General features: G+C 70.4%; 10 protein-coding genes. All 10 read right to left on the minus strand.

Going from position 1 to position 14,898, the window contains the following annotated elements:
• Window positions 1–17: 17 nt before the first annotated feature.
• Window positions 18–5,891, minus strand: a complete 5,874-nt coding sequence (locus tag DEJ29_RS10300; protein WP_146248285.1) for an Ig-like domain-containing protein — start codon at window positions 5,889–5,891, stop codon at window positions 18–20.
• Window positions 5,888–7,300, minus strand: coding sequence for a serine/threonine-protein kinase (locus DEJ29_RS10305; RefSeq protein ID WP_111029234.1), 1,413 nt, complete (start codon window positions 7,298–7,300; stop codon window positions 5,888–5,890). The genes DEJ29_RS10300 and DEJ29_RS10305 overlap by 4 nt, the downstream gene beginning before the upstream one ends.
• 130 nt (window positions 7,301–7,430) lie before the next feature.
• The gene (locus DEJ29_RS10310; RefSeq protein ID WP_017885739.1) at window positions 7,431–8,252 is read right to left on the minus strand and encodes a PP2C family protein-serine/threonine phosphatase; all 822 of its coding nucleotides are present in this window, start codon (window positions 8,250–8,252) and stop codon (window positions 7,431–7,433) included.
• 3 nt (window positions 8,253–8,255) lie between these two features.
• Window positions 8,256–9,074: an FHA domain-containing protein gene (locus tag DEJ29_RS10315; RefSeq protein WP_146248284.1), complete on the minus strand. Its 819-nt coding sequence runs from the start codon at window positions 9,072–9,074 to the stop codon at window positions 8,256–8,258.
• A gap of 25 nt (window positions 9,075–9,099) precedes the next feature.
• A complete protein-coding gene (locus DEJ29_RS10320; protein ID WP_027465775.1) occupies window positions 9,100–9,657 on the minus strand; it encodes a hypothetical protein in 558 nt (185 codons plus the stop codon).
• A gap of 109 nt (window positions 9,658–9,766) precedes the next feature.
• Window positions 9,767–10,537: a YaaA family protein gene (locus DEJ29_RS10325; protein WP_349775196.1), complete on the minus strand. Its 771-nt coding sequence runs from the start codon at window positions 10,535–10,537 to the stop codon at window positions 9,767–9,769.
• Window positions 10,534–10,797: a F0F1 ATP synthase subunit epsilon gene (locus tag DEJ29_RS10330; protein ID WP_027465776.1), complete on the minus strand. Its 264-nt coding sequence runs from the start codon at window positions 10,795–10,797 to the stop codon at window positions 10,534–10,536. The genes DEJ29_RS10325 and DEJ29_RS10330 overlap by 4 nt, the downstream gene beginning before the upstream one ends.
• Before the next feature lies 1 nt (window position 10,798).
• Window positions 10,799–12,253, minus strand: coding sequence for a F0F1 ATP synthase subunit beta (gene atpD / locus DEJ29_RS10335; RefSeq protein WP_017885744.1), 1,455 nt, complete (start codon window positions 12,251–12,253; stop codon window positions 10,799–10,801).
• Between the two features lie 47 nt (window positions 12,254–12,300).
• The gene (locus DEJ29_RS10340) at window positions 12,301–13,203 is read right to left on the minus strand and encodes a F0F1 ATP synthase subunit gamma (RefSeq protein WP_027465777.1); all 903 of its coding nucleotides are present in this window, start codon (window positions 13,201–13,203) and stop codon (window positions 12,301–12,303) included.
• Window positions 13,204–14,832: a F0F1 ATP synthase subunit alpha gene (gene atpA / locus DEJ29_RS10345; RefSeq protein ID WP_027465778.1), complete on the minus strand. Its 1,629-nt coding sequence runs from the start codon at window positions 14,830–14,832 to the stop codon at window positions 13,204–13,206.
• Window positions 14,833–14,898 lie beyond the last annotated feature (66 nt).

Genomic DNA, 14,898 nt, shown 5'->3' on the forward strand with positions numbered 1-14,898 from the left:
GGCAGGCCGGGCGGGTGTCAGCCGCCGGGAGCTGGTTCCGGGGCGGGTTGCTCGGGAGCGGGAGCGGGGTCCGGTTCAGGTGCTGCTGCGACCGGGAAGGCGTCGGTTGCTTCACTCGCCTGGGTCGAACCCGACCCGTCGGTCGCCGTGACGTACGCGCGCACCTTGACGGACTTGGCGAAGAAGGGTGGCTCCGGAGGAGTCTCACCAGCGTCCCAGCTCGACGTCGTGGGGAAGCCGTTGCCATCGTCGCCGGCGTACCAGTACGCCGTGTACCGCACCGTGATCCCGCTGCCGCTCGGCCCCGTCACGGCGATCGGCTGGCCCTGCTGAGCGGTCGCCACCGAGAGGTTCGCGTCGAGCGCCGTGGCGTTCCCCGTCCACGAGTCGGCTTCGGACGAGCAGAAGCTGCTCCCCGGGCCACCGCAGGCGCGGACGGTCAACGGTGCCGAGACGTTCCGGGCGCCGGACCCTGGCACACCCGTCCAGGTCTGGCCCGGCTGCAGCGTGATCGGCTGCCCGCCGGTCTCGAGCTGGTAGTGGTGTGCGGGCCGCGACGAGGCGGTGACGCTCACGTTCCAGAGGTTCGTGCCGGCGGGGACGACGTCGACCGAGGGCCTGCCGGTGCCGGACGGCCGCTCGTAGGTCACGGCGTCGACGTACTCGACGTTGCAGAAGTAGCCGTTGGTCACGGTCACCGCGTACCGGGTCGAGCCACCGCCGACGCCAGAGTCGCGCGTCGGACTCGAACTGCCGAGCGAGTTCGAGGGCGGAGCAGCACAGTCCACGTTGCCGGATCGGAACACGGCGTACCGCAGGCCGGTCCCGCCGGCGGCGTCGCCGGCGCTCCAGCTCACGGTCACCGTCGACCGGCCGGACGAGTCCGCCTGGTCCCCGGCGACCGCCTGCAGGTTCGTCGGCTTGCCCGGCGTCCCGACGGCACTGCCGGTGGCGGACGCGGAGTTCCACTGCACGACGGTGCCGTTGCGGTCGGCGTCGTTGCGAGCGGACACCGTGACCTTGTACTGGGCAGCGCTCTGGGCGCCGGTGAACGAGGTGTTCGTGGCGGTGCCGGTGTGCCGCGTGGTCGACAGGCCGGGGCCCTCGATCGTGACGATGTAGTCGTCGACCGCGCTGCCGTTGTTCGGCGCGGACACCTTGCCCCACTTGACGTCGAGCTGGTTCGGTGTCGCCTTGCTCGGCGTGACCGTGATGCCCTTCGGGGGCGCCGGCACGAAGTCCGCACTCATCGGACCCGAACGGGACGAAGGCTTCGAGTCACCGATCGCGTTGGTCGCCACGACCTGGAACCGGTACGACGCCTTCGGGTCGAGTCCGGTCAGCGTGCACACCGTCGCGGTCCCGCAGTCCTTCGAGACGCCGTTGGTCCCGACGACCCGGTAGCCCGTGATGGGCGAGTTGTTGCCCTGCGGGGTCGACCACGTGAGCGTGACCTGACCGCCGTCGTAGGAACCGGTGCGGGTGGGCGCACCCGGAGCGTCCGGGACGTCCTGCACCGAGATCGTGACGTCGCCCCAGACGTACCGGTCGGGGTCGTTCGTCGCGTCCGCCACCTGGTACTGCAGGTGGGCGTCGCCGGGCTTCGCAGTGTCGGCGACCGAGACCTGCAGGCGCGTGCGGTCACCACTCGGTGTGACGGTGACGCCGCTCGGCAGCCCGCCGGACAGACCCCGGATGTTCACGACGCGCAACCGCTCACCCGGGAACGGGTTGGTCGGCTGGTCGTTCGTGAGCACGTCGATGGTGGTGGTCGCCCCGCGCTTCGTCACCGACCGGTCCGCACCGGGCTGGACCACCGGACGGGTGGAGGCGACGACGCCGACGGTGACGGTGCCGGCGCGACCGGTGTTGGCGTCGTCCGCGACACCGATCCCGATCGACGCGGTGGTGTTCTTCTTCGCGGTGTCGGCGACCGAGATCGTGAGCTGCTGCTTCGCGATCGACGCGGTCGTCCCCGCGGCGGGCCGGCCGACGATCGAGTACCGGAGCTCGGGCAGGTCCCTGGGGTACGGGTAGTCAGTCAGCTTCGTCAGGTCGATCTTGCGCGTCTCGCCCGGCTGCATCTCGACCGAGGATCCCGTGAACGCCGGCGGCTGGTTCGACCGGGGCGTGACCGTGATCGGGAGCACGAGCGTGGCGACGCGCCCCTTGCCGCCGTTCGCCGACGAGCCGTCGGTCACCTCGAACGAGATCGACGCCTTGCCGTAGTAGAGCTTCGACGACGTGAACTGCAGCGTCGACGAGTCCACCACCAGACTCTGCCCGTTGGCGTGGGTGGCCTTGACCGTGCCACGGTCGGTGATCTTCGCGGTCTCACCGTTCGCCGTCACGACGAAGTCCTGCAGCGGGATGCGGACGGTGGCCTCGCTCTTCACCGTGACCGCACCGGCGCTGCGGTTGATCTGCGGCAGGGCGTCGTCGAAGCCCGGCACGTTGATGAAGCCGTAGGAGACGATGTCCGGGTGGTCGGCCCGGGCGACCGAGAACGGGATCACCTGCGAGTCGTCGGTCAACCGGACCGTGATGCGGCCGTCGTCCGTGGGCGTCGCGGTGTCGCCGTAGCCGGGGACGACCCCGACCCGGAGGTCGGCCGCGGTGCCCTCGGCGAAGAAGACGTTGTCGAGCACGTCGACGGTCACGCTCTGCCGGTGCAGGATGTCCTGCAGGTCGAGGGTCGTGTCGTCGACCTCGGGCCGGAGCGGCTGGGCGTCGGGGTCGACGGTCACCGTGAGGAAGGCCGTGCTCGACCCCCCGCTGCTGTTCGCGACGGTGTAGAGCACCGCAAAGTCCCCGCTCTTCGCCGACTCCGGAGGCGTGACGCGGATCTGCTGCTTCCGGAGGACCTTGGCGGTGACGTCCTCGGCCGTCGGCTCGGCCTGCGCGACGGTCAGCTGCCCGCCTTCGGGGTCGGAGTCGTTCTGCAGGACGCGCACCGTCACCGACCCACCGGGGCGGATCGTGACGTGGTCGGCCTCGGCCACGGGGTTCGAGGCCTGCTCGGCGCGGGGTGCGATGCCGACCCGCACGGTGCCGGTGGCGCGGGCCCCGAGGGCGTCGACGACGGTGTAGGTGAACTCGTCGGTGCCGGCCGAGTAGTCGCCCGCCTCGTAGGTCAGGGCGTCCGAGGCGACGTCCGAGACCGACCCCTTGTCGGGGTTGGAGCCGACGCCGACCAGCTGGACGGAGTCGCCGTCCGGGTCGATCCCGTTCAACGGCACGCTGACACGCACCGACGACCCGGCGACGACGCGCGCGGTGACGGTCTGCGGGACGGGCGGGTTGTTCGTGGCGGCGTCGCGCTCGCGCACCGAGATCGACACCGCGGCGTCGGCGTACTGGCCGTCCGGGCCGGCGACCCGGTAGACGGCGGTGTAGTTGCCCGGCGTCTTCGGGGCGAGGTACCGCAGATGGTCGCCGGACACGAACAGCAGGCCGCCGTCACCGGGGACGTTCTGCACCAGTTCGGGCTGCAGCGTCAACGGCTCGCCCTCGGGCTGGGTGTCGTTGTCGAGCACGTCGACGTTCGCGACGTCGCCGACACGCACGGTGGCGCTGTCCGGCTGGGCGACCGGTGGCTGGATGCGGTCGGGCTTCGGGATCTCGACGACCGTGATCGTGCCGGGTGACGACGCCAGGCCGTTCGTCTCCGTGTACCCGAACGAGACCGGGCCGTCGAGGGGCGCCGTGAGCGTGACACGGACCGTGTGCTGGTCGAGGATGCTCGCCTGCACACCGCTGCCCCGTGGAGGTCCGTCGAGCCCCGTCACGAGCAGCACGCCGCCCGCCGGGTCGATGTCGGTCGCGGTGACGTCCGTGTCCTTGGTGGACAGGGTGTTCACGAACACCGTCTTCGGCGTGGTGATCGGCGCCGTCGAGGCGTCCGGTGGCGCGAGGACGGTCACCCGGACGATGCCGCTCGAGGTCTTCACGCCGTCGGTCACCGTGTACTCGAGCTGGTGGTCGCCCGCCCGCTCCCCCTGCACCCGGAATGTCCCGGCGTCGTAGCTCGGGGTGACGGTGAGCCCGGACGCCGACGACACGCTCGTCAGCGTCACGGTGCCGTTGCCACCGCGCACGTGGTCGAGCGGCTCGACCGTGAAGGCCTTGCCGGCGTACCCGGACACCGGGAACGGATCCGCGCGCAGCGGGACGGTGCCCTGCTTGGCGACCCGGACCGTCACGGCACCCCGACCGTCGGCGCGACCGTCGCTCACGACCAGCTGCACGGAGCGCTCACCGGTCCGGCCGCTGTCGTTCCGGAAGTCGAGCAGGCCGTCCGGTGTGGTGGACACCCGGTCACCGTTCGACGCGGTCGCCGACTCCAGGTACACCGGGTCGCCGTCCGGGTCGACCCAGTCGCCGAGGACGTTCGAGACGACGTGCCCGTTCTGGACGACGTCGGCCGAGGTGTCACGGACCTGCCGCGGCGCCTCGTTCTGACTGTCGGGGCGCACGCTGATCCGGACGGTCGCGGTGTCCGATCCGCCGTTGCCGTCGGTGATCGTGTACGGGAACGTCACGGTCCCGGTGGCGCGCGACGACAGCGTGACCTGCAGGCGTTGACCGTCGCCGACGATCGCGACGCGGCCGGCGGACTTCGAGATGGTGCCGACCTCGCTCACGATGATCGGGTCACCGTTCGGGTCGTAGTCGTTCAGCAGGACCGGGAGGCTCGTGGTGCGTCCCGGACGAGCGCCCAGTTCGTCGTCCACCGCCACCGGTGGCTTCTGGTCCTTGTCAACCTCGGGGTCGTCGTCGGAGACCTGCTCCTGCTGCTGCTCGTCGTCCTGCTTGATCAGGTCGGCCCAGTTGTCGATGAGCTGCCCGCTCCGGTCGATCGCCCAGGAACGGCCGCTCGTCGGGTCGTTGGCGACGACGGTGTCGCCGTTGTGCAGGATCTGCAGTTCGCTCGTGCCGCCGGTGCGCGCCAGCCGCTGCAGCGCGTTGCCGTCACACGTGTCGATCGCCTGTCCGCCCGCCCACGCCGCGTACGTGCAGGAGCCGTCGACGTAGGGCCGCGCGGCTCGTCCGGCCACCTGGAGCGCGGTGGCGTCCACGGTGCCGGAGGCGCTGACGCGGACCAGGCCCGCCGTGCCCGCGACCGTCACCTGGGCCGTGCTGTCGGAGGACCGCTGGAGGGCCGGCGACGACCCCACCCGGTCGCCGAGTTCGACGGTGCGGCCGTCGACCGACAGGGCACCGCTCGTCCGGTCGAGCACGGCGAGGTGCCCGTCGAACGTGGCGACCTGGAAGTCGTCGCCGCGGTCCATGTCGACCTTCCACCGTTCGGCGACGGTGAGTGTCGTGCCGACGTCGACCAGCGACGCCGTCCCGGTCTTCGCGGAGTAGACCGCGACGTGGCCGTCGGAGGCGTCGAAGACGGTGTCGGCGCCCAGGGTCAGGTCGGCCTTGGCCGACGCGTCGAACTCGGCGAGGTCGTTCGCGGGGGTCGCCCAGAGCTCACCCGTGTCGGCGTTGCCGATGACCGCGGTGTCGCCCGCGAAGAAGACCTGCGGCGTCCCCGCCGGCAGCGTGATCGCATCCCCCACGGTGGCGTCGGCGACGTCGACCCGGGCGACCGTGCCCTTGGTCTCGTCCACGCTGTAGACGGTGGAGCCACGCTGCAGCACGGACAGGTCGTCGCTGGCCGTCTCGACCGCGGTGTTGAGCTGCAGGATGCCCGTGTTCGCCCGGCCGACCGCGCCGTACTCGGCCGAGGGCACCCAGACCGTGCCGTCGCCGAGGTCGACGCGTTGCGTGTGGTACCCGGTGGAGACGATGGCGGTGGTCGCGACGACGGCGGCGACGAGCACCGAGGCACCGGTCGTCACGGCGGCGGAGCGGTGCTTCGCGAGGAGGGCGCGGATCACCCGGCGCTCCCGATCGTCGCGCACTTCTGCGCGCTCGCGGCACCCGTCTTGCCGTCGCGGTTCACGGCGACGGCGATGCACTCCTCGTCGCCGCGTTCACCGGAGACGACGAACGTCGTCCCGGTCTGCTGGCTCGACGACCCGTTGGACGAGATGACGTACGTGTCGCCGCTGCGCAGCCCCGGGTCGGTCCAGCTGAAGGAAACGGACTGCGGCGACGGCTCGGCACGGACCTCGGCCACGACCGGGATCGCCCCGGCGCCGAGCCGCCCGACGACGACGACCGTGGCGATCGCGAGGGCGGCGACCACGACGACGGCCAGGGACGTCGCCCAGACCAGGGTCGAACGGGTTCGGCGCCGGGCACGGGTCACGGACCCGGTGCGGTGCACGGTGCCGACGCTGTGCGAACCCCCGGCCACGACCCCACCCTGCACCGCACGGCGGGTCCGACGACGCCCGCCGACCCGGGTGGGTGGCTGCAGCTCACGGATCACGGTGCGCTCACCGTGCGGGGTCGGCGTCGAGATCGCCCAGGCCTCGACCGCGACGTCGGCGGACGTCTGCGGGATGCCGAGCTCGGCCTCGACCTGCTGGAACCCGCGGACGAGTTCGATCACCGTCGCGGGGCGTCCCTGCGGCTTGCGGGACAGCGCCGAGGCGAGCAGGCGCTCCAGCGAGGGCGGCACGTCGGTGCGACCGGTGGGCTTCACGCCGCCCTTGTCGATCCGGTGCATCAGGTCGTTCGCACCGTTCTTGCCGCCGCGGATCTCGAACGGGCTGCGCCCGGCGAGGAGCGAGTACACGGTCGCCGCGAGGGAGTACACCTCGGACTGGATCGTGCCGCGCGACTCGTCGATCAGGACCTCGGGCGCGGACCAGGGGATCGACATGCCGATCGGCTCGTCGGGGTCGGTGCCCCCGATCGTCGCGGCGATGCCGAAGTCGGAGAGCACGGGGTTGCCGTACGCCGTCAGCAGGATGTTCGACGGCTTGATGTCGCGGTGCAGCACGCCCTCGCGGTGTGCGGTCTCGAGCGCCGACCCGATGCGGATGCCGATCGACAGCACCTCGGACACCGGGATCGGCTCGCGACGGTAGCGCTCGCTGAGGGACGAGGAGCAGAGCTCCATGACCAGGTAGGGCCGGCCGTCGGCGGCGACGCTGGCCTGGAGGACGGTGAGGATCGACGGGTGCGTGCTGAGCCGGGCCATCAGGTTGGCCTCGGCCTGGAACATCTGCCGGACGCGGTCGTCGACGACCTCGTCCAGCAGCACCTTCACCGCGACCTGTCGTCGGGGCATGTCCTGCTCGTAGAGAAAGACGTCGGCGAAGCCACCGGACCCGAGGACGTGCACGGGACTGAAACCGCCGATCACGGGCGGGTTGGACGGCAGGCGTCTCGCCATGGTCCTCTCCTCCCCCGGCCGAGCGGCCAGCTCTCTCGACGTGGCCATGTCATTGTACGAAGCGTGGGTGACCGACATTCCGCACGCCGATCCCCCACAGCTCGACGTGTTCCCCCAGTTCGGGGGCCAGCTAGTGGCGCGGCAGCGTGTCCTCGAGGTCGCCGTCGTCCGGTGCGGCATCGACCTGCAGCACCACCACGGTGACGTTGTCACGACCGCCGGCCACGACGGCGTCGCCGACGAGGCGCTCTGCCAGGTCCTGCGCGCCCGGCTCACGTGCCGCGATGCGCGCGATCCCGGCGTCGCCGAGCTCCTTGGTGAGCCCGTCGGAGCAGACGATGTAGCGGTCGCCGGCCCGCAGGGGCAGGGTCCACCAGTCCGGCGCCGGCGGTTCCCCGAAGCCGACCGCACGCGTGATGACGTTGCTGTCCGGGTGCTGCTCGGCGTCCTCGGCACGCAGCAGGCCGGCGTCCACCATCTCCTGCACCACCGAGTGGTCGACGGTGACGCGGCGGAGCACGCCGTCCTCGATGCGGTAGGTGCGGGAGTCGCCGACGTTGAACACGAGCGCCGCGGGCTGTCCGAGCGACGCCACGAGCGCGATCCCGGTGACGGTGGTGCCCGCGCCGATGGCGTTGCCACCGGCTGCACGCTCGATGTCGGCGGTCGCGAGGAGCAGCGCACGTTGGATGCCCTGACGCGTGGTGAACGGTTCGGCCGTCACCTGCTCGAGCCGACGCACGACCGCGTCACTGGCACGGTCGCCTGCGAGGTGTCCGCCCATGCCGTCGGCGACGACGAAGAACGGCGCGCCCACGATGTAGCTGTCCTCGTTGTGGTCACGCCGCCGACCGACGTCGGTCGCGGCTCCCCACGAGAGTGTCAGGGTGGCGCCGTCGGCACCGGGGACATCGATGGCGTGCGCAGTGGCTGCTCGGCCGAGTTCGGTCACGTGTCAGGATCGCTCTCTGGTGGGTCGGGGCGTGCCGTGTGCTGTCTGATCGGAGGGCCACGGGGGAACCGGAGGCAGCCCCTCTGCCGTCGGTGCGACCCGGAGGTACGGCGAGAGGACCTCGATGGCGTTGCCGTCACCGATCTCGACTACCGTACCCGTCAGCGCGACGATCGACGCACCCGACGCCATGCGGTAGGCGGGTGCCCCGGCCGGGCGGACGACGGTCCCGTTGGTGGACCGGAGGTCCTGCACGACGACGGCTTCGCCCTCGGCGTGCATCCGGACGTGGGACGACGACACCTGCCCGTACGTCGACCGCACGGTCACGAGTTCGGGCTGCGGGCCACGGGTGACCCGCGGCAGCGACGGCCGTCGCCCGATGACCACCGGGTGGTCGAGCCGGAAGGTGCGGTCGCCGATGCGGATCGAGGGCACGCGTGCCGTGGGGGCGGCGGGCACCGCCGGGACGGCCGGGAGGCCCGGGGCGGCACCCACGAACGGGCTCGCTCCGGCACCGGGTCGCGCCGGCACCCGGACGACGGTGTCCTCCGGATCGACGTCATCCACCGCTGCGGGTGGCTGGTCGGTTGCCCCGGCCGCGGGCCGGATGACCGTGTCGCCGAGGACCCCGTCGTCGGAACCGGGGTCGGAGTCGGAGTCGGGACCGGCTCCCGGGACGAAGGGACCTGCGCGCCGGATGACGGTGTCGTCGACGGCGTCCGCCGTCCGGTCGCCCAGCGATCGTCGGGGTCGCCGGATGACGGTGTCCTCGATGTCGTCGTCGTACAACCGGAGCCCTCCCAGTGTGGTCTCCCCCACCGTAGACGATCCGGTCGACCCCACGTCATCGACGCTCCCACGACGGCCCGCTGCCCGCGACGACCGAGCGCAGGACGAGCCCCGCGAGCGGGTCGTCCGCGCGGGTCTCGAGGGCGTACCGGGCACGCGTCTCCGCCCGGGCCCACGACCCGAGCGCCCACGCACACCAGGCACCGAGCGACAGGGCGCCGGCAGCGCCCGACGATCCGTCGAACGGGCCGTCCTGCGCCCGCCACACGCGCCACGCATCGGCACACCGGTCACCGGCGAGCCGCACGCGGGCCCGATCGGGAGCCGGGCCGAAACCGTGGAGCGCCGGCGGTGTCGGGTCCGCGAAGGGGTCGAACACCCGGATCGACCGGGGATCGGGCGTGCCCTGCGCCGCGATGAACGGCACCAGGGCCATCCGGGGCGCGAGTGCGCCGCACGCGGTCACCACGGCCGTCGCAGCGGCCGTCGACAGGTCGGCGCGACCGGGCGCGACCAGCGCGGCCGCCGCAGCGGGGAGGGTGACCGCCGCGGCGATCTCGCGAGGGAAACGGACTGCGGAGCCGGGGCCGGACTGTGCCGTGAGAGGGATCATGCACGCCATCGAAACGTGCTGGGAGCCTCCAGGCAGGGTCGCCCCGACCATCTGTGGACCGGAGCGAGCCCGCTCACGCCTGTGGAGGACGAGCCGACCCGGCACCCGCTCAGGCGACGACGGGCTCCAGGCTCTCGGCGACCAGGTCCCAGCCACCCTCGTTGCGCTCGACGACCACGCCGTTCGCGGCCGCCCAACCGACCAGGTCGTCCATGCTGCCGATGCTCGCGCCGGTGCGGGCGAGCAGCGCCACCAGGCGACCCTTCGCGGTCTTGTTCCAGTGGTTCAGCGCACGACGACGACCGGAGCCGTCGACGCTCACCACCCGTGGTGCCACTGCTCCGGACACGGGACCGAGCTGCCGGTACCCCTCGGACCGCAGGTCGAGCACCAGGCCGCCCGCACGGGACAGCAGGGAACGGGTGGACACCGCGGGCCAGTGCGCGGCCAACCGGATCGAGCCGAGCCGGGAGTCGTGTGAGAGCCGGTACGCCGGGATCGGGTCACCGGCACCGATCGGACCGAACATCGCGGACTGCACGATCACGTGTTCCGCCCACCACGCACGGGTCGCCGCATCCGCGTCCTGCGCGCCCAACGGGTCGTAGAGGACCCCGGTGTACCGCTCGATCGCGGGCATGGTGCCCGAGGTGTCGAGCTCGAGGTTCCGGAGCCGCTCGGCGATCGACTTCGGGCCGAGCTTGAGCGCCGTCCTGGCCGAGGACTCCTCGGAACTGACGAAGCGGGCCGCGGTGATCACCGCGGCCCGCTCATCGGCCAGTTCCGGGAACGACAGCGCACGCAGATCGAGCGTGCGGCTCGTGTCCCCGCCCTCCCGCTTCGTCTCCGAAGGCGGGAGCAGGACGGTCAGTCCGGTCAGGACGCCAGCGCGGCCTGCCGCGCGACGATCGTCACCGTGTCGTGCTCGACCGACAGGAAGCCGTCCTCGGCGTCGACCGCGACGGTCGACCCATCGGCCCGCGTGATGCGGACCTGACCCTGCGCCAGGATCGCGAGCATCGGCTCGTGTCCGGCGAGGATGCCGATCTGGCCCTCTGTCGTCCGTGCGACGACCATGGTGGTGTCGCCCGACCAGACCTCACGGTCCGCCGAGACGACGCTCACGCTGAGACCCGCCATGTCAGCGGTTCTCCTTCTGGATCTGAGCCCACTTCTCTTCCACGTCGTTGATGCCACCGACGTTGAAGAACGCCTGGGTCGCAACGTGGTCGAACTCGCCGTCGGCGATGGCGCGGAAGGACTCGATGGTGTCCTTGAGCGGCACCGTGGAGCCCTCGACACCCGTGAACTTCTTCGCCATGTAGGTGTTCTGCGAGAGGAACTGCTGGATACGACGAGCGCGCTCGACCGTGATCTTGTCCTCTTCGGAGAGCTCGTCGACACCGAGGATGGCGATGATCTCCTGCAGTTCCTTGTTCTTCTGGAGGATCTGCTTGACGCGCGTGGCCGTCTCGTAGTGGTCGGCACCCAGGTAGCGCGGGTCCATGATGCGCGACGTCGAGGCCAGCGGGTCGATCGCGGGGTACAGACCCTGCGATGCGATCTCACGGGAGAGCTCGGTCGTCGCGTCGAGGTGCGCGAACGTGGTGGCCGGAGCCGGGTCGGTGTAGTCGTCAGCCGGCACGTAGATCGCCTGCAGCGAGGTGATCGAGTGACCACGCGTCGAGGTGATGCGCTCCTGGAGCACACCCATCTCGTCGGCGAGGTTGGGCTGGTAACCCACGGCGGACGGCATGCGGCCGAGCAGCGTCGAGACCTCGGAGCCGGCCTGCGTGAAGCGGAAGATGTTGTCGATGAAGAGGAGCACGTCCTGCTTCTGGACATCGCGGAAGTACTCCGCCATCGTCAGCGCCGACAGGGCCACGCGGAGACGCGTTCCCGGCGGCTCGTCCATCTGGCCGAACACGAGGGCCGTCTTGTCGAAGACACCCGCCTCTTCCATCTCACCGATGAGGTCGTTGCCCTCACGGGTGCGCTCACCGACACCGGCGAACACCGACACACCGCCGTGGTCCTGCGCGACGCGCTGGATCATCTCCTGGATGAGGACGGTCTTGCCGACGCCCGCACCACCGAAGAGGCCGATCTTGCCACCCTGCACGTACGGGGTGAGGAGGTCGATGGACTTGATGCCGGTCTCGAACATCGAGGTCTTGGACTCGAGCTGGTCGAAGGCCGGGGCCTTGCGGTGGATCGGCCAGCGCTCGGTGATCTCGAGCTTCTCGTCCGTGTTGAGCACGTTCCCGAGGACGTCGAAGACCTTGCCCTTGGTGACGTCGCCGACGGGGACCGAGATCGGAGCGCCCGAGTCACGGACCTCCTGGCCACGGACCAGGCCGTCGGTCGGCTTCAGGGAGATGGCACGGACGAGGTCGTCGCCGAGGTGCTGCGCGACCTCGAGGCCGATCTCCTGCGACGAGTCACCGATGGTGATGGTCGTGAACAGGAGGTTGTACATCTCCGGGATTGCGTCGTGGGGGAACTCGATGTCGACGACGGGGCCCGTGACACGGGCGATCCGGCCGACACCGGGCGCCGACGACGTCTCGACCGCGGTGGTTGCGGTGTCGGTCATGGCTGGTGCCTTCCTGAGGGTGGGTATCTGTCCGCGAACGACGCGGACTACTTCTTCTTCGACGAGAGGGCGTCGGCGCCGCCGACGATCTCGGAGATCTGCTGGGTGATCTCCGCCTGACGCGCGTTGTTCGCGAGTCGGGTGAAGTCACGGATCAGCGAGTCGGCGTTGTCGCTGGCCGCCTTCATCGCCTTCTGACGCGCGGCGTGCTCGGAAGCAGCCGACTGCAGCATGGCGTTGAAGATGCGGCTCTCGATGTAGACCGGGAGCAGCGAGTCGAGCACCGCATCGGCGTCCGGCTCGAACTCGTAGAGCGGCAGGGGCTCGTTGCCCTCGGGCTCGTCGATGCCCTCGACGACCTCGAGGGGCAGCAGGCGAACGACCTGCGGCTCCTGGGTCGCCAGGCTGATGAACCGGTTGAACACGATGTGGATCTCGTCCACGCCGCCGTCAGCGGTGTCCTGGAGGAACTTCGCCACGACGGCGTCGCCGATCTCCTTGGCCGTCGAGAACTCCGGCTGGTCGGTGTTGCCGACCCACTGCTGCTCGGACGGACGCTCACGGAACGCGAAGTACCCGACGGACTTGCGGCCGACCAGGTAGTAGACGACGTCCTTGCCCTCGCTGCGGAGCAGGGAGGCGAGCTCCTCGCCCTGCTTGAGGACGTTCGTGCTGAACGCGCCGTTCAGGCCGCGGTCCGAGGTGAAGAGCACGACGGCTGCACGGGTCGACGACTCCGGCTCGGTGGTCAGCACGTGGTCGACGTTCGAGAACGTCGCCACGGCCGACACCGCACGCGTGACGGCCCGCGAGTACGGACCGGACGCAGCCATGCGGGCCTGCGCCTTCTGGATCCGCGACGCCGAGATCAGCTCCATGGCGCGGGTGACCTTCTTCGTGGTCTTCGCCGACTTGATCCGCTGGCGGTAGACCCGGACCTGCGCTGCCATCTAGCGACGACCCTTGACGATCTGCTCCTGGTCGACGTCCTCGGCGTCAGCCGCGTCGAACTGCTCGGAGCCGAGGGTCTTGCCGTCGCTCGTCTGGAAGCTCTTCGTGAACTCGTCGATCTGCTTGTCCATCTCGGCGACGGTCTCGTCGCTGAGCTGGTTCGTCTCGCGCAGGGTCGTGAGGACGTCGGAGTTGCGACGCAGGTGGTCGAGCAGTTCGGACTCGAAGCGGAGCACGTCCGGCACCGGGACGGTGTCGAGCTTGCCGTTCGTGCCGGCCCAGATCGAGACGACCTGCTCCTCGACCGGGTACGGCGAGTACTGCGGCTGCTTGAGGAGCTCGGTCAGACGCGCACCGCGCTCCAGCTGACGACGCGACGCCTGGTCGAGGTCGGACGCGAACATCGCGAACGCCTCGAGCGAGCGGTACTGCGCCAGCTCGAGCTTCAGCGTGCCGGAGACCTTCTTGATCGACTTCACCTGGGCGTCACCACCAACGCGGGACACCGAGATGCCCACGTCGACGGCCGGACGCTGGTTCGCGTTGAAGAGGTCCGACTGCAGGAAGATCTGGCCGTCGGTGATGGAGATGACGTTCGTCGGGATGTACGCCGAGACGTCGTTCGCCTTGGTCTCGATGATCGGGAGACCCGTCATCGAACCGGCGCCGAGCTCGTCGGACAGCTTCGCGCAACGCTCCAGCAGACGGGAGTGCAGGTAGAAGACGTCACCCGGGTAGGCCTCGCGGCCCGGCGGACGACGCAGGAGGAGCGACACCGCACGGTAGGCCTCGGCCTGCTTCGACAGGTCATCGAAGATGATGAGGACGTGCTTGCCCTGGTACATCCAGTGCTGGCCGATGGCCGAACCGGTGTACGGGGCGAGGTACTTGAAGCCGGCCGGGTCGGAGGCCGGAGCGGCGACGATGGTGGTGTACTCCATCGCACCGGCGTCCTCGAGCGCACCCTTGACGGAGGCGATCGTGGAGCCCTTCTGACCGATGGCGACGTAGATGCAGCGGACCTGCTTCTCCTCGTCGCCGGACTCCCAGTTGGCCTTCTGGTTGATGATCGTGTCGATCGCGATGGCCGTCTTGCCGGTCTGGCGGTCGCCGATGATCAGCTGACGCTGACCACGGCCGACGGGGATCATCGCGTCGATGGCCTTGATGCCGGTCTGCAGCGGCTGGTGGACCGACTTGCGGGCCATGACGCCGGGAGCCTGGAGCTCGAGGGCACGGCGGCCCTCTGCGGCGATCTCGCCGAGACCGTCGATCGGGGCGCCGAGCGGGTCGACGACGCGACCGAGGAAGGCGTCGCCGACGGGGGCGGAGAGGACCTCACCCGTGCGGGTGACCTCCATGCCCTCCTCGATGCCGCCGAACTCGCCGAGCACGATGGCGCCGATCTCGTCTTCATCGAGGTTCTGCGCCAGGCCGAGCGTTCCGTCCGCGAAGCGGATGAGCTCGTTCGCCATGACGCCGGGGAGACCCTCGACGTGGGCGATGCCGTCACCGGCGTCGGTGACGTGCCCGACCTCGGCCGTGGAGGCCTTCGTCGGCTCGTAGTTCGAGACGAAGTCCTTCAGGGCATCACGGATCTCATCGGGGCTGATGGTGATGTCTGCCATGGGATTTTCCTTGTGGTTTTCCGGGGCCCTTCGGCTCCGAGAGGGTGACGCTGCCGGACTCGGCAG

Source organism: Curtobacterium sp. MCPF17_021 (genome assembly GCF_003234605.2).
Taxonomy (GTDB): Bacteria; Actinomycetota; Actinomycetes; order Actinomycetales; family Microbacteriaceae; genus Curtobacterium; species Curtobacterium flaccumfaciens.